The sequence below is a fragment of the Stenotrophomonas sp. FBCC-B152 genome, assembly GCF_059134105.1.
Genome location: NZ_CP101442.1, coordinates 579,534 through 593,979, shown reverse-complemented (window position 1 = coordinate 593,979; position 14,446 = coordinate 579,534). Strand labels below are relative to the sequence as shown.

Sequence of the window (14,446 nt, the reverse complement as noted above, 5' to 3'; positions counted from 1 at the left end):
TGGCGTGGCACTACTGGATTCGTATCATGCTGAAGATTGACAACCTCCACGCCCGCATCGGCGACAAGGAAATCCTCAAGGGCCTGTCGCTGGACGTGAAGCCGGGCCAGGTGCACGCCATCATGGGCCCCAACGGCGCGGGCAAGTCCACGCTGGGCAACGTGCTGGCCGGCCGCGAAGGCTATGACGTCAGCGAAGGCGGCGTGCAGTTCGAAGGCCGCGACCTGCTGGAGCTGGCGCCGGAAGAACGCGCCGCCGCCGGCTTGTTCCTTGCCTTCCAGTACCCGGTGGAAATCCCCGGCGTGAACAACACCTACTTCCTGCGCGCCGCGCTCAATGCCCAGCGCAAGGCGCGTGGCGAGGAAGAACTCGATTCCATGCAGTTCCTCAAGCTGGTGCGCCAGAAGCTGGCCGTGCTGCACCTGAAGGATGAGCTGCTGCACCGTGGCGTCAACGAAGGCTTCTCCGGTGGCGAGAAGAAGCGCAACGAGATCTTCCAGCTCGCCGTGCTCGAGCCGAAGCTGGCGATCCTGGACGAGACCGACAGCGGCCTGGACATCGACGCGCTCAAGAGCGTGGCCGACGGCGTGAACGCGCTGCGCTCGCCGGACCGCTCCTTCCTGGTCATCACCCACTACCAGCGCCTGCTCGATTACATCAAGCCGGACGTGGTGCACGTGCTGGCTGACGGCAAGATCGTGCAGAGCGGCGGCCCCGAACTGGCCCTGGAACTGGAAGCCCACGGCTACCACTTCCTGAAGGACCGCGTGGTGCCGGAGGCAGCGGTCTGATGAGCGCCCTGCTCGATTCCCTCGCCGCCGGCTTCTGCGGCAGCGACGCCCGCCGCGCCGAGCTCGATGCCGCCCTGCAGGCCGGCCTGCCGGGCCCGCGCAGCGAAGCCTGGAAGTACACCTCGCTGCGCCAGCTCGAACGCCGTACGTTCCAGCCTGCGCCGCTGGCCGCGCCCGAGATCGACCCTGCCCTGCTGGCCGACATTCCGTCGCCGCGGCTGGTGTTCGTCAACGGCCGCCCGTCCGTCGCGCACAGTGACGTGTCGGCGTTGCCGGCCGGCGTGCAGGTGCAGACGCTGTCCTCGGCGCTGGCCGCCGGTGAGGAAGCCCTGCGCTTCCTGGGCCGCCGCTTCGAGCGCAGCGAAGAAGTCTTCGCCCGCCTCAACGCCGCCCTCGCCGATGAAGGCGTGCTGGTGCGCGTGGACGACGGCGTGCAGGTTGAAACCCCGCTGCAGCTGGTCTTCATCAGCGCCGCCGGTGGCAGCGACCTGGCCTGGCATCACCGCCACCTGATCGAACTGCGGGCCGGTGCCGCGCTGGGCGTGGTCGAGCATCACCTGGATGCCGGCGATGCCGCGCACCTGGGCAACACCCTGGTGCACGTGCACCTGGCCCAGGACGCGGTGCTCTCGCACGCCCGCGTGCAGGCCGATGGCAGCCGCGCCACCGCGCTGCTGCGCACCGATGCCGTGCTGGCCCGCAACGCGCAGTACCGCCGCGTGGACCTGGAGCTGGGCGCCGCGCTCAGCCGCCACGAACTCAACGTGCGCCTGGAAGGCGACAACGCCCAGCTGACCGCCAACGGCGTGCTGCTCGGCAACGGCCGCCGCCATGTCGATACCCGCCTGGGCATCGAACACATCGCGCGCGATACCGCCTCGGAGATGGTGTGGCGCGGCGTGGCCGCCAACCGCAGCCGCGTGGTCTTCCACGGTGGCATCCACATCCGTGCCGGCGCCGATGGCACCGACGCCAACCTCTCCAACAAGAACCTGCTGCTCTCGGCCGACGCCGAAATCGATACCCAGCCCACGCTGGTGATCGACGCCGACGAGGTGAAGGCTGCACACGGCGCCACCGTCGGCCAGCTCGATGCCAACGCCCTGTTCTACCTGCGCTCGCGCGGCCTGCCGGCCCAGCAGGCGCAGCAGCTGCTCAGCGCCGCGTTCTGCCACGAGCCGCTGAACGTGCTCGACGCGCGACTGACCGAACAGCTGCGCCGCCAGCTGGACCTCGCGCTGGCCAAGGCAGGCGTGGCATGAACCTCTCCACCCCGCGCCCGGTGGCCGACCCAGTCGCCGCCCCCGACTGGGACCGCGTGCGCCTGGACTTCCCGCTGCTGATGCGGGAAGTGCACGGCAAGCCGCTGGTGTACTTCGACAACGCCAACACCGGCCAGAAGCCGGTGCAGGTGATCGGCGCGGTGGATGAGTTCTACCGCCGCTACAACGCCAACGTCAGCCGTGCGGTGCACGCGCTGGGCACCGAGGCCACCGACGCCTACGAAGGCGCACGCAGCAAGCTGGCGCGCTTCCTCAACGTGCGCGCCAGCGAACTCATCCTGTGCAGCGGCACCACCTTTGCCATCAACCTGGTGGCCTATTCGTGGGCCCTGCCGCGGCTGAAGGCCGGCGATGTCATCCTGGTATCGCGCATGGAGCACCACGCCAACATCGTGCCGTGGCAGCTGGTGGCCCAGCGTACCGGCGCCACCATCCGCGTGGCCGAGATCACCCCCGAAGGTGCGCTGGACCTGGATGCCCTGCGCAAGGCCATGACCCCCGAGGTCAAGCTGCTTGCCGTAGCCCACGTCTCCAACGTGCTGGGCACGGTGAACCCGGTGCGCGAGATCTGCCGGGAAGCACGCAAGCGCGGCATCATCACCGTGGTGGACGGCTCGCAGGCCGTGCCGCACCGCAAGGTCGACATTGCCGCCATCGGCTGCGATTTCTACGCCATCACCGGCCACAAGATGTGCGGCCCCACCGGCACCGGCGCACTGTGGGCCAAGCGCGAGCATCTGGATGCCATGCCGCCGTTCCTGGGCGGCGGCGAGATGATCAAGGAAGTCAGCTTCGAGGGCACCGTGTTCAACGATGCCCCACACAAGTTCGAAGCCGGCACCCCGAACATCGCCGGCTTCATCGGCCTCGGCGTGGCGGTGGACTACCTCGAATCATTGGGCCTGGAGCATGTGGAAGCGCGCGAAAGCGAGCTGCTGGCGCACTTCACCGAAGAACTGAACAAGATCGACGGCCTGCGCATCTTCGGCACCACGCCGGACAAGGCGGCGGTGGTCTCCTTCCTGATCGAAGGCGCGCACGCACACGACCTGGCCACCCTGTTGGATCTGGAAGGCGTGGCCATCCGCTCCGGCCAGCACTGCGCGCACCCGCTGCTGCAGTACTACGGCGTGGCGGCCACCTGCCGCGCGTCTCTCGCGTTCTACAACACGCACGCCGAGATCGAGCGCTTCATCGCAGCGCTGAACAAGGTTCGCAGGCTCCTGGGCTGATACGGGGCGCCGCCTCGCAACTACCGATGGACACAAGGACCAACGCCGCGGGAAACCGCGGCGTTTTACTTGACCTCAACCTTCTCGTAGTCCATCACAGCCCACTCTGCGACGGTGACTTCCCCGCGCAACCGAAGAATTCCCACGTAAGCCGCTTTAGCCTCAAGACTGGACGGGTCACAGCCACCAAGGCGCTCGACCAACGCCAGTTCCAATGCCCCTGATTCGAACCCGCCGCGCAACGCTGCAGACACAAGCGCCTCCACCATGAGCCTGCGATTGTCATCAACCGGCTCAAGCTCGAGTTGGAACGCTGCGAAGGTGTACCCGAGCATCGTGCGATCCATCCATCGCAGGGCACCGATGAAAATGGCGCGTTCGCGGACTTCGGCGTCAACATGATGAAATGCCCGGGAGACCAAAAGGTAGTTCTCCGCGCCTGGATCCGCCGTGTGCACGCCCGAAATCGCATACAGCTTGTCCAGCAACTTACTGAAGTCCGCCACGCAAGGCCTCCTTCATTCCTGGCGCCGTACTCCCGGCGTTGCATGCCGCCAGAGCGGCGACTGTCAACAAAAGCGTGGCAACCATGCAGAGAAGCTTCACTTGACGCCCTCCTTTTCCTAGAACTGAAAGCGTGCGCGTGTGCCGATGGCCAACGCGATGAGTGGCCCGGACAGGTTGCGCGCAATGTCTACGACCAGTGCACGCAGGGGCTGTCCGGCCGCGCGTGCCACCCGTGAGTAGCCGAAGAATCCTGCGAACCGCCCTCTGAGAGCCGCCTTTGCGTAGTAGGACTTTGCCATTCCGTAATCTGGCGGATCGGACTCTTCAAACCATTGTGCGAAGCCCAGCAGGATTTCCGGGGTTTCCTCATAGCCCGCAGATATCTCAAGGAACCTGAGGGACTGGGAAAACTCCTTCCTCTTCAGGGTTACGCGCGCCAAGTGCAGGAACGTGACGGCGTTTGGGGCGATCAGTGAAGCCCTTCGGTAGCTGTCAATTGATCTATCCAGATCAACGGAGACGTCCTGACCGCCGTCTTCGAAGACCATCCCGCGGCACGAGTACCCGTCAAGGCGATCCATCTCGTCCTCGGATCTGATCAGTTCCTCTGCAAGCGCAAGCGCCTGAGCCGCCTGCCCTTTTTCAAGGAGGCGAACCCCGATCCTGAAGTTCTGATGGACCTTTCTCATGACCGAAAAACTCCTGTCAATCTCGCCTCGGAGATGTGCCGAGTCTGGGCGCTACCCAGTCAGTTCAACGTTCAAGGGTGGCCCGTTCCAGCACCCCCATCCGGTTCGAATCAACCGGATCAGCGTGAGGGCTTCCAACGCCATCCCGTATCCAATGGAAAACCCCCGTCACCCGCAGGAATCTGAGGTCCTCGGGCAGATCCTTCGGTGAAAACCTGTCACCGCCCACATTCCTCCCCGGATACACGACCAAGGAGCTGGCGGAATCCCTGAGCCTCATCGCTTCAAGGGTCGGAAAAAGGAGAACAACGTCGTTCACCTCATCCACCCACGCCCCAACCGACACCTTCATCCCGTCAAATCGATCCGGAGACGCAAGAATACTCGAGAGCGACGTCACGCACGTCGGTTGGCCATCCCCGTTCCCGCGCATCTTGCAGGCACTGGGCACTTGGCTGGCATTCCCATCCCCTTGAATGCCGTCACAGCCGGCAAGCGCGAAGAGCACGAAGAGAGGCAGGCAAGGGCGAAGGATTGCATTCATCACGCCACACCATTGGTCCATCGGGAAGGGAGTTCGAGACCAGCACAATGCACGTGTTCCCATGCTTCGTCAGAGCTAAGACAGCGGGGCGAGCAGCCCATCAATATAGTCACCAAGAACGACCACATCGTCGAAACCACCGATGAGATCGTCGTCCATCACCTTCCTGACTTCCGCCACCCCGCCCAGCCTTTCCACCACGGATCGCATGAAGTCCAATTCCCCCATGAACAGCGTTGTATCCTGATCCAGCCGGATGATCCATTGCCGGTCGAGAGAGAATACGTAGTGGTCGCGCAGGAAACTGTAATTCTCGTCCCAGTACGTGCGAATGGATTCCATATCCGGCTTGATGTGGACGCCGCTCAACAGATCAGAGGCGTTCCTGTATCTGACTGCACCGAGTCCCGAAGGATACCCGGCCGCCTGGTTGTGCACCGCCATCCAGCATTCCCACACGCTATCTGGTGCCAGATCCTCATAGGAAGTTCAGTCAAAGGCCATTCCAGCCCAGCCCTGGATCGCGAAGGGCAGATCAGGGGGCATCGTCGGCAATACGATGGACTCGATGAAGTTCAGCCAAGCAGCCGTCGGGGATTGCCCAAGGGCTTCCGGGGAATGATCAGCCATCTCGTCCACGCTCATCGTTGGGGACAAGGTCAAGATCTGGCGGCACCCCTGCCCCCTGGATCACCACGCTGAACTGCTCTTCGGCATTGTTTCCATAGCAGTCCACGAGTATCACGACCCCGGCAGCTTCAGCGTGGAACAGGGCCGAGTCCCCGGTGAAGGCCGCAACCGCCACCATGGAGGTGACGGTGAACCCGCTCACGGGCGCAAATCCAAGATAGTCCTTCTCGTGAAAGCCAATCTCGCCTTCAAGGGGACCCAGTCTGCGCTCTACGCAGCGCATGACCCTGAGCGCTTCGGCCAGGCCGACATAGGCACGAACGAGGCCAGGGGCATCGCGAATATCCCGCGGCCACACAATGTCCCCCTCGAATGACCTGGCCCGGAAGTCCTCGATACGCAGGCTGCAGAAGGCTGCTTCATTGATAGCCTGGACCAGAGCAGCGCCGTGGCGTAGCCGCAGATGCGCACGCTCCCTCTCATCGGCCAGCAACATTCGCCGCTTACGCACCTCATCCCAGCGATCGTTCTCCACTTTTTCCGCCCTCGAACAGAAGTGTTGTCACCTCAAAGACACCGCCGATACCGAGTTCCGCTACAACTCGCGCTTCCATTGTGCGATGTCCCCCGGAGCGTCTTCGAGGAGAGCCGCGCCCACGCGCGTTGCGTTCGAGGCGTCAATTGCAACCCTCAACGCCTCCCTCTGCCCAATCCCTCTCGAGTACACCAGGGCACCTTTCAGCAGCAGATCATCCTGCAAGCGCTTCAAGATCGCTTCGAGCTCAGTTCGATCCGCTTCTGCGAGGAGATCCCATGCGGGGAGCCGGGCATGCAGATCGGGAACAGCCAGCGCACTTTCCAGAAGCGAAGCAATGCGCAGATAGGCCGCCGCCGATATCTCCACGACAGCACGGAGGCGATCATCTTGACCACCATCCCAGGCGATTACCTTGAAATAGCAGTAGTCAGTGCCAAACGCCTGCCTGGCGACGCCTTCGGTCACTCCATCGTAGTACCCAAACGCGATAACGCCCGTTACGTCCAATGCTGCCTCCCTTAAGCAATCCTGATCGCCCGCCGGATCCGACCTTCCAATCAGACGATATTTCAGCCAACACAAGAGGCCTCGATGCCAGTTCAAAGCATGGAAGAGTGAGTAGATGAACCGCCACTGCCCTATGAGGTGAAACCGATCAACGCTGAATCCCCATGTCGGAACCAGGGGTCAGCATGAGCGATGCGTATGGCGGAAGCTTCGGAAGCACCGTATAGACCTCCAGGCAAGAGAGACGGCCACCCCGCACGAACAGAATGAACTCTACTTCATCGCCCCCTGACCCGGTCGCCGATAGCCCCGCAATCTCAAAGTCCGCCTCGCCGGCGGGCAACGGCACTTCCCCGTCCAGATCGAAATCGACATACACGCCCACGCTACTTTCCGATCGCGCGACAGTGCGGACGCTCTCAATCTGAGCCCTCAGCTCTTCTGGTACGCCATCAGCCTCAATCAGATACCTGATGATCGCCTCTCGCTCCAGCTCGGGAATCTCAGAGAACTTCATCAACGTTGTCATCCGTTGCAGCACCTCTTAGGGGGTTGCAGGTACCCTTGGCCGAAGACTCATTGGGCGTGGCATTCGCATAGGTCATCACGGATTCGGTGCCATCCAACTCGGTTTCCAGATTGTCTGCCACAAGAACTTCGTACGCACCCACCTTCGCGAACGCAACTACCTCTTCCTTCCGACCTTCCGCATTCCAGTAGTAGCCCGTCGCTTCGGACGGATCGATCCTCAGACGCCCGCCATCCCTTGAAACTCCCTGGCACAGGAAGTCCGCCGATGCCAGCATCACGAACCGCTTGTCGGGCGTGACTACGGCGACCTCGACAGCGCTCGGCCCGGCAAGTACAAACGACAATGCGTCATTGTCATTCCACAATGCGCGTGATTCCTCCGGCGCTGACGGGGGAAGGTACCGGCCCTCCGAACTATCGCCCCCGCATCCAGCCAGCGGCAACAGACACAGAGAACCCGCCCAGCAGCGGAGCCTGCTCATGGCTTCCTGCACTCAGCACCCAGCACGGTCGACAACAGCACCCCGACGACGCCGAGACACCACGCCGTTCTCCCTTCCCCGCGTTGCGTCTTGAGACCCATCCGGCGCCCTCCCTGACCGTTTGTATGGCCCCTTAGGCCGGTGAGGTCAAGAGGCCGCCGGTCGAGGGTGTGCAGTGGAGTAAAGAGCTGATCACAACGGACGAGCTCCTTAGTCCTAAGGAACATAGACGAGTACAACCTGGTACATGTACCCGTCCTGGCCTTCCCGGACATGCACTTGAAGGACAAGATCGCTCCGTCCTTCCTCTCCAGTGTAAAGATCCACCAAGACCTCCCAGAATTCTCCGACCCAGATGCATACGGATGAATCCCATGACGCTTCAGGCAACCCAATCAGATGGGCACCATATTCTTGAATGTTTGACTTGATACGACCCCAGGCATCTGGTGTGCGAAATGAAACGCGAGGAAGCTGAGGCTCATTCCCGATGACCAGCGCGTCCACAATGGAGGACAGGGTCGGGCGCCATGCGTCGGGGACGCGCGATTCCCTCTCTCCATCCTTCACAACCTTCACTGCATTCATCACGAGTCCTTGGAATGCAATCGTGCATGACAATCCAGCCATTCAGAGTGGCTGCCTGACGTTGCAGGGCTTGCCAGCCGCCTCTTTCGTTTAGACGCCCCCCCGGGGATGCTCCCATCTTGCTACCGAGCGATGTCAGGGTCGCAAGTGCGCAGAACGCGCTGTCACATGCTGAAGGTTGATTGCCCTCCTCCCAGGCAGACGACGAAGCGCGTATGCCATAATGAGAACCCTTCTCATTAATGTCACTGGATGTCGTCGGTCGCCCCCAGTGCCGCGAGCACCTCACCGCTGCACGCATACCTGCAGGCCCCGCCGGGCCATGCGCGGGCACGCGCCTCGTTCACCGAACGCCATGCGCGCACGCTCGCTGGCAGCCTGACCGTGCTGGCCCATGCTGCCGCCATCGCGCTGCTGCTCTGGACCCACGTTCCCAGCACGCCGGTGCTGCCGCCCCCGCCGGCCGACCGCACCCAGCTGGTGCTGCTGCCCCCGCGCGCGCCGGAAGTACCGCTGGAAGACATCATCGCGCCCACCCCCAGCACGGCCGCCACGCTCCAGCAGCAAAAGCCGGAACCCCCGCGCGACCTGCCCCGGACGCCGCCCCGCGAGACGGCCCACTGGGTGATCCCGCCACCGACCCCGCCGCAGCCCAAGCCGGATTCGCCAGCGCCGCTGCAGCAGCAGGCCTCGGTCGCCGCCTCGCCGCCCAGCCCACCGCTGCCGCCCGGCCCGAGCGAGACCACGCCCGGACGCGACAGCTGGGAAGGCCGGGTCATGGCGCGGCTGGAACGCTTCCGTCGCTACCCCCACGCCGCGCGGGCGCGCCGCCATGAGGGCATCGTGCAGGTGCGGGTGAGCCTGGCCCGCGACGGCCAGCTGCTGGCGCTGGCGGTGGAGCAGAGCTCGGGCTACGCGATGCTGGACCAGGCCGCGCTGGATACCTTCCGCCGGGCGGCACCGTTGCCGGCCGTGCCGGATGACCGGCCGGCACCGGTGGAATTGTCGTTCCCGGTGGAGTTCTTCATCCGCTGAGCGCCCGCGCAGGCGTGCTATTCGGTCAGCGCCGTGCGCATCTCGCGCTCGATCTGTTCGACCAGCAGCAGGTTGGCGTGCACCGGCTCGCGCTCATAGGCGCGTTTGGCCGCGTCCTGGGCTTCGGCCAGCAGACGGAAGCGCGCCTCGGCACTCTCCGCCACCCGCGCGGAAGCGAAACGCGACGCCGCCTGGTAGTAGAGCTCCTGGACATCGCCCAGGTCGCGCGCACGCTGCCGCCAGCGCGCGGCCGGCACGTCATTGCCGGGGGTGGCTTCGTAGTGCGCGATCAGCCGCTTGATCGCCACCAGGTCGTCATCCTTGGCGGCGGCGGTCACCACGGCCAACTGGCGGGGCGACAGGTAGCGGTCGTCCGTCGGGGGGCCTTCACCGCAGCCGGGCAGCGCCAACAGAAACACGCAGGACAGGAGAATGGACTTCATAGCCGCACGATCCTGACAGTGCCCGGCCCGCACGGCCAACACACCGTTCCTATCAAAAAGCGGCATTGCATAGGCAGCGCCACTGCTACCCGCCACCGGCGCCCCGCTCTAGAATGACGGCATGAGCACCCTGACCTTCCGTGCGGCCACGCTGGCCGACATTCCCGCCCTCATCACCCTGGTCACCTCGGCCTACCGTGGCGACGCCAGCCGCGCCGGCTGGACCACCGAAGCGGACATGCTGGACGGCGCGCGCATTGACGCAACCGGCCTGCAAGCCGATATCGAGCGCCCGCGCAGCACCGTCCTGCTGGCCGAACGCGACGGCCAGCTGCTGGCCTGCGCGCATGTGGCCGATGACCACGGCAAGGGCTACTTCGGCATGTTTTCGGTAGACCCGGCCCAGCAGGGCGGCGGCATCGGCAAGCAGGTGATGGACGCCGCCGAAGCCCACGCCGCGCGCGAATGGGGCGTGCCGGTGATGCAGATGACGGTGATCGACATCCGCGACGAGCTGATCGCGTTCTACGAACGCCGTGGCTACCAGCGTACCGGCATCAAGAAGCCGTTCCCGTATGGGGATGAGCGCTTCGGCATTCCCAAGCGCGACGACCTGCGCTTCGAGATCCTGGAAAAGCCGCTGGCGGCCCACGCATGAGCGAGACCTGGACCTTCGTCTGCGCCACGGCCGAGCTGCTGCCGGGCGAGATGAAGAGCACCTTCGACGAGGTCACCGGGACGCCGATCGTGGTGTTCAACCTGGACGGCGAGCTGTACGCCCTTGAAGACCAGTGCACCCACGAGGAATTCGAGCTGTCCTCGGGCACGTTCGATACGGAGGAAGGCAGCATCGAATGCGTGCTGCACAGCGCGCGCTTCGATGTGCGCGATGGCCGTGCCCTGTGTGCCCCGGCCTATACGGCGGTGCCGAAGTTTCCGGTGAAGCGGGAGCACGACGCCGTGTGGACCCGCGACGACCGCGACTGATTTCACAGAACTGAATACCCGGTCCACGCCCGGGACCGGTTCTGTGACGCCTAGCACCAGGCGGCGGATGCGAATCATTATCGTTTATGTTAATTTATTGTCATGGCCATCGCCCGTGACGCCACCGCTGCCCGCCCGTTTCCGCTCCTGCTGAGTGCGGTGCTGCTGGCATGCCTGCTGGTTGGCATCGTCGGCTGGCTTGGCGCTCACGGATCGAACCACCCTGCCCAGGCGCCCGGCCCCGTGGTCTCGGCAGGCTCGCCGCTGCAATCCGGAAAACCGGGACCCGACCGGCTGGACGTCAGCCTGCACGCCGCAGCGCTCGTGGAAAAGGATCCCGACGCCGGTCGCCAGGGCAAGGCGCCCGCGCATGCCACCGCGTCAGCAACGGCGGCACACCCGACCGCCACCCAACCGCCTGCTCCGTGGGGCTCAACCCCCATCCCCGCGCGCACGCTGCGTTCGCACCTGTCCCAGGCCCCACCGGCCCGCGCGTAGTTCCTGACTGCTTTTCCGCACGTCGCACCCCCGTACCCGATCTCCCGTCCACGCCCCTGCGTGCGCGCCCCACGCTGCGCGCCCGGCGGCATTCCTCATTCCGTTTCCAGGTCTACCACCACCATGATCAAGAGCCGCAAGCATTCCTTCCCCACCCGCAGTGCCGCCAGCCTGGCCACCGCCAGCCTCGTCACCGGCCTCAGCCTGGCCATGCTGCCGGTGGCCGCCCAGGCCGAGTCGGCCAGTGACACCCCGCGCACGCTGGACCAGGTGCAGGTGCAGGCCGCCCGCGGCTTCAAGGTCGACAAGGTCGCCTCGCCCAAGTTCACCCAGTCCCTGCAGGACACCCCGCAGACCATCCAGATCATCAGCCGCGACCTGTTCACCCAGCAGGGCGCCACCACGCTGACCGATGCGCTGCGCAACAGCCCGGGCGTGGGCACGTTCTATGTCGGCGAGAACGGCAACACCAACACCGGCGACAGCATCTTCATGCGCGGGTTCGATACCTCCAGCAGCATCTTCGTGGACGGCGTGCGCGATGTCGGCTCGATCTCGCGCGATGTGTTCAACACCGAACAGGTGGAAGTGTCCAAGGGCCCGGCCGGCACCGACAACGGCCGCTCCACACCCACCGGTTCGATCAACATGGTGAGCAAGCAGGCCAACCTGCATGACGCGGTGAGCGGCACCGTGTCGGTCGGCAGCGACAGCCAGCAGCGCGCGTCGGCCGACTGGAACCAATCCCTCGGCGCGACCAGCGCGCTGCGCCTGAATGCCATGTGGCAGGACAGCGACCAGCCGGGCCGTGACCACGTAAACAACTCGCGCTGGGGCATCGCCCCATCGCTGGCGTTCGGGCTGGGGACCAGCACCCGCTATATCCTCAACCTGCTGTACGTGGACCAGCAGAACGTTCCCGACGGCGGCGTGCCGACCCTGGGCCTGCCCGGCTGGACCCCGCAGCCCACGCTGGAACAGCTGGCCGGCCATCCGGTGAACCCGGAGAACTTCTACGGCACCCGCGCCGACCATGACGATGTCACCGCGAAGATGGCCACCTTCCGCATCGAGCACGACTTCAACGACAACGTGCGCCTGACCAACACCGCACGCTGGGGCCGCACCGACCAGGACTACATGCTCACGGCCTTCATGGGCACCGGCACGCGCGGTGCCAACGGCGCGCCCAGCGGCAACATCCGTTACACCGACCCGAACAACCTGGACACCTACACCATCGCGCGCAGCCTGCCGACCTTCAAGGACCAGCAGAACACCATCCTCACCGACCAGCTCAACCTGCGCGCGGACTTCAGCACCGGCGCCATCGTGCACAACCTCAGCACCGGCGTGGAGTTCACCCGTGAAGAGCTCAAGACCTTCGGGCAGGCGGCCACCAACGGCACCACCTGGTCGCCGGCCAACCTGTACAACCCGGACTGGAACGCCACCGGCCTGACCTGGGCGCACAACGGCGCCGACAGCCGCGGCAAGACCACCACCTCGTCGGTGTACCTGTTCGACACGCTGAACTTCACCGACAGCTTCCTGGTCACCGCCGGTCTGCGCGCGGACCACTACAAGACCGAGTACCAGAGCGCGGTGGTGTGCGGCGGGCGCGGCCCGGCGTGCGGCAGCAATCCGGTGGGCACGGTGATTCCCAATCCGTCGCTGGAGCATTCCGACACCCTGCTCAACTGGAAGCTGGGCGCGGTGTACAAGGTCGGCGACATCGTCAGCCTGTACGGCAACTACGCGTTGTCCCAGCAGCCCCCGGGCGGCAGCAACTTCCAGCTGAGCAGCTCGGCCAGCAGCGCCGACAACCCCAGCCTGGACCCGCAGAAGGCCAAGACGCTTGAAGTAGGCACCAAGTGGGCCTTCCTCGACGATGCACTGGCCTTCAACGTGGCCCTGTTCAAGACCGAAGTCAGCAACGAGATCAACACCCAGGTGCTGGATGATGCCGGCAATCCGACCCAGACCGGCAAGAAGTCGGTCCAGGGCATCGAGGTGTCCACCGTGGGCCGCATCACCGACAACTGGTCGGTGTCGGCCGGTTACAGCCACCTGGATACCGAAGTGGAGGAAGGCGCCAACGTGGCCGCCGATGGCACCCGCAACCTGACCTACACGCCAGGTGCGACCTTCACCAGCTGGACCAGCTACACCTTCCCGTTCGGGCTGACCGTGGGCGGTGGCGTGCGTTACGCCGGCCGCATGCACCGCGGTACCGACGGCGCGGTGGGCACCCCGGCGTTCACCAAGTCGTACACGGTGTACGACGCAGTGGCCTCGTATGAAATCAACGAGCACCTGGTGCTGCGCTTGAACGCCTACAACCTGTTCGACAAGGACTATGTGGCCGCGATCAACAAGAGCGGCTACCGTTACACCCCGGGCGCCCCGCGCAGCGTGCTGTTCAGCGCGGACTTCCGCTTCTGATCCACCAAGGACCCTGCCATGCTCCTGCACGTTCCCGATGTCCTCACTGCCGACGAACTGGCCCACCTGCAGCGCGCGCTTGCGGCGGCGGACTGGGCCGACGGCCGCGAGACCGTGGGCGTGCAGGGCGCGCAGGTCAAGCGCAACCAGCAGCTGCCTGACGCCGCGCCGCTGAAGGTCGAGCTGGGCAGGATCGTGCTGGCGGCGCTGGAACGGCACCCGCTGTTCTTCGCCGCCGCGCTGCCGCTGCGTATCCTGCCCCCGCGTTTCAACCGCTACCAGGGCGGTGGCGAGTATGGCTTCCATGTGGATGGCGCGGTGATGATCACTGACAGCCAGGGCGTGCGCAGCCACCTGCGCTCGGACGTGTCATGCACGTTGTTCCTCAACGCGCCGGAGGACTACGAAGGTGGCGAACTGGTCATCAGCGATACCTACGGCGAGCATGAGGTGAAGCTGCCTGCCGGCGACCTGGTGCTATACCCGTCGAGCAGCCTGCACAAGGTCAACCCGGTCACACAGGGCGCGCGGCTGGCCTCGTTCTTCTGGGTGCAGAGCATGGTCCGCGACGATGGTGCACGGCGGATGCTGCTGGAGATGGATGGCGCGATCGAGAAGCTGCGCGTGACCGGCGGCGATCCGGGGGCGGTGCTGCAGTTGACCGGGGTGTATCACAACCTGTTGCGGCGCTGGACCGAGACCTGACGTTGTAAATC

Annotated in this window: 19 protein-coding genes; 9 read left to right on the top strand and 10 right to left on the bottom strand. The window is 64.8% G+C overall.

Annotation, left to right across the window (positions count from 1 at the left end; all coding sequences use genetic code 11):
• Nucleotides 1-26: 26 nt before the first annotated feature.
• From sufC to NMB40_RS02945, 3 genes are read left to right on the top strand one after another with little or no spacing between them, the layout of a single operon-like run.
• Nucleotides 27-791, top strand: coding sequence for a Fe-S cluster assembly ATPase SufC (gene sufC / locus NMB40_RS02955; RefSeq protein WP_068854574.1), 765 nt, complete (start codon nt 27-29; stop codon nt 789-791).
• Nucleotides 791-2,053, top strand: coding sequence for a Fe-S cluster assembly protein SufD (gene sufD, locus NMB40_RS02950; protein ID WP_494360088.1), 1,263 nt, complete (start codon nt 791-793; stop codon nt 2,051-2,053). The genes sufC and sufD overlap by 1 nt, the downstream gene beginning before the upstream one ends.
• Nucleotides 2,050-3,306: a cysteine desulfurase gene (locus NMB40_RS02945; RefSeq protein WP_494360087.1), complete on the top strand. Its 1,257-nt coding sequence runs from the start codon at nt 2,050-2,052 to the stop codon at nt 3,304-3,306. The genes sufD and NMB40_RS02945 overlap by 4 nt, the downstream gene beginning before the upstream one ends.
• A gap of 65 nt (nt 3,307-3,371) precedes the next feature.
• Here the strand turns inward: NMB40_RS02945 and NMB40_RS02940 are convergent, their stop codons facing one another.
• From NMB40_RS02940 to NMB40_RS02900, 9 genes are all read right to left on the bottom strand, one after another.
• Nucleotides 3,372-3,812 carry a hypothetical protein gene (locus tag NMB40_RS02940; RefSeq protein ID WP_494360086.1) on the bottom strand — a complete coding sequence of 147 codons (441 nt, stop codon included), beginning with the start codon at nt 3,810-3,812 and terminating at the stop codon, nt 3,372-3,374.
• Between the two features lie 117 nt (nt 3,813-3,929).
• The gene (locus NMB40_RS02935; RefSeq protein ID WP_494360085.1) at nt 3,930-4,502 is read right to left on the bottom strand and encodes a hypothetical protein; all 573 of its coding nucleotides are present in this window, start codon (nt 4,500-4,502) and stop codon (nt 3,930-3,932) included.
• A gap of 64 nt (nt 4,503-4,566) precedes the next feature.
• Nucleotides 4,567-5,046: a hypothetical protein gene (locus NMB40_RS02930; RefSeq protein ID WP_494360084.1), complete on the bottom strand. Its 480-nt coding sequence runs from the start codon at nt 5,044-5,046 to the stop codon at nt 4,567-4,569.
• Nucleotides 5,047-5,121: 75 nt separating this feature from the next.
• Nucleotides 5,122-5,490, bottom strand: a complete 369-nt coding sequence (locus NMB40_RS02925; RefSeq protein ID WP_494360083.1) for a hypothetical protein — start codon at nt 5,488-5,490, stop codon at nt 5,122-5,124.
• Between the two features lie 178 nt (nt 5,491-5,668).
• The gene (locus NMB40_RS02920) at nt 5,669-6,172 is read right to left on the bottom strand and encodes a hypothetical protein (RefSeq protein WP_494360082.1); all 504 of its coding nucleotides are present in this window, start codon (nt 6,170-6,172) and stop codon (nt 5,669-5,671) included.
• Nucleotides 6,173-6,271: 99 nt separating this feature from the next.
• A complete protein-coding gene (locus NMB40_RS02915; protein WP_494360081.1) occupies nt 6,272-6,679 on the bottom strand; it encodes a hypothetical protein in 408 nt (135 codons plus the stop codon).
• A gap of 190 nt (nt 6,680-6,869) precedes the next feature.
• Entirely contained in the window at nt 6,870-7,238 is a 369-nt protein-coding gene (locus tag NMB40_RS02910; protein WP_494360080.1) for a hypothetical protein, read from the bottom strand.
• Nucleotides 7,225-7,617 carry a hypothetical protein gene (locus NMB40_RS02905; protein ID WP_494360079.1) on the bottom strand — a complete coding sequence of 131 codons (393 nt, stop codon included), beginning with the start codon at nt 7,615-7,617 and terminating at the stop codon, nt 7,225-7,227. Before NMB40_RS02905 ends, NMB40_RS02910 begins: the two co-directional genes overlap by 14 nt.
• Before the next feature lie 333 nt (nt 7,618-7,950).
• Complete coding sequence (locus tag NMB40_RS02900; protein ID WP_494360078.1) at nt 7,951-8,322, bottom strand: DUF7668 domain-containing protein; 372 nt, start codon at nt 8,320-8,322, stop codon at nt 7,951-7,953.
• A gap of 252 nt (nt 8,323-8,574) precedes the next feature.
• Here NMB40_RS02900 and NMB40_RS02895 point away from each other — a divergent pair, with 252 nt between their 5' ends.
• The gene (locus tag NMB40_RS02895; protein ID WP_494360077.1) at nt 8,575-9,357 is read left to right on the top strand and encodes an energy transducer TonB; all 783 of its coding nucleotides are present in this window, start codon (nt 8,575-8,577) and stop codon (nt 9,355-9,357) included.
• Between the two features lie 17 nt (nt 9,358-9,374).
• On the opposite strand, the gene NMB40_RS02890 is transcribed toward NMB40_RS02895, so the two are convergent.
• On the bottom strand, nt 9,375-9,800 hold the full coding sequence (locus NMB40_RS02890) for a hypothetical protein (protein WP_494360076.1): 426 nt from the start codon (nt 9,798-9,800) through the stop codon (nt 9,375-9,377).
• A gap of 121 nt (nt 9,801-9,921) precedes the next feature.
• Here NMB40_RS02890 and NMB40_RS02885 point away from each other — a divergent pair, with 121 nt between their 5' ends.
• The 5 genes from NMB40_RS02885 (at nt 9,922) to NMB40_RS02865 (ending at nt 14,435) form a co-directional block, all read left to right on the top strand.
• Nucleotides 9,922-10,458: a GNAT family N-acetyltransferase gene (locus NMB40_RS02885; protein WP_095363751.1), complete on the top strand. Its 537-nt coding sequence runs from the start codon at nt 9,922-9,924 to the stop codon at nt 10,456-10,458.
• The gene (locus NMB40_RS02880; protein WP_494360075.1) at nt 10,455-10,787 is read left to right on the top strand and encodes a non-heme iron oxygenase ferredoxin subunit; all 333 of its coding nucleotides are present in this window, start codon (nt 10,455-10,457) and stop codon (nt 10,785-10,787) included. Before NMB40_RS02885 ends, NMB40_RS02880 begins: the two co-directional genes overlap by 4 nt.
• Nucleotides 10,788-10,889: 102 nt before the next feature.
• On the top strand, nt 10,890-11,285 hold the full coding sequence (locus NMB40_RS02875; protein WP_494360074.1) for a hypothetical protein: 396 nt from the start codon (nt 10,890-10,892) through the stop codon (nt 11,283-11,285).
• A 123-nt stretch (nt 11,286-11,408) separates the two neighbouring features.
• The gene (locus NMB40_RS02870) at nt 11,409-13,730 is read left to right on the top strand and encodes a catecholate siderophore receptor Fiu (RefSeq protein ID WP_494360073.1); all 2,322 of its coding nucleotides are present in this window, start codon (nt 11,409-11,411) and stop codon (nt 13,728-13,730) included.
• Nucleotides 13,731-13,748: 18 nt separating this feature from the next.
• Nucleotides 13,749-14,435 (top strand): Fe2+-dependent dioxygenase, encoded by a 687-nt coding sequence (locus NMB40_RS02865; protein WP_494360072.1) that lies wholly within the window; start codon nt 13,749-13,751, stop codon nt 14,433-14,435.
• Nucleotides 14,436-14,446: the final 11 nt, after the last annotated feature.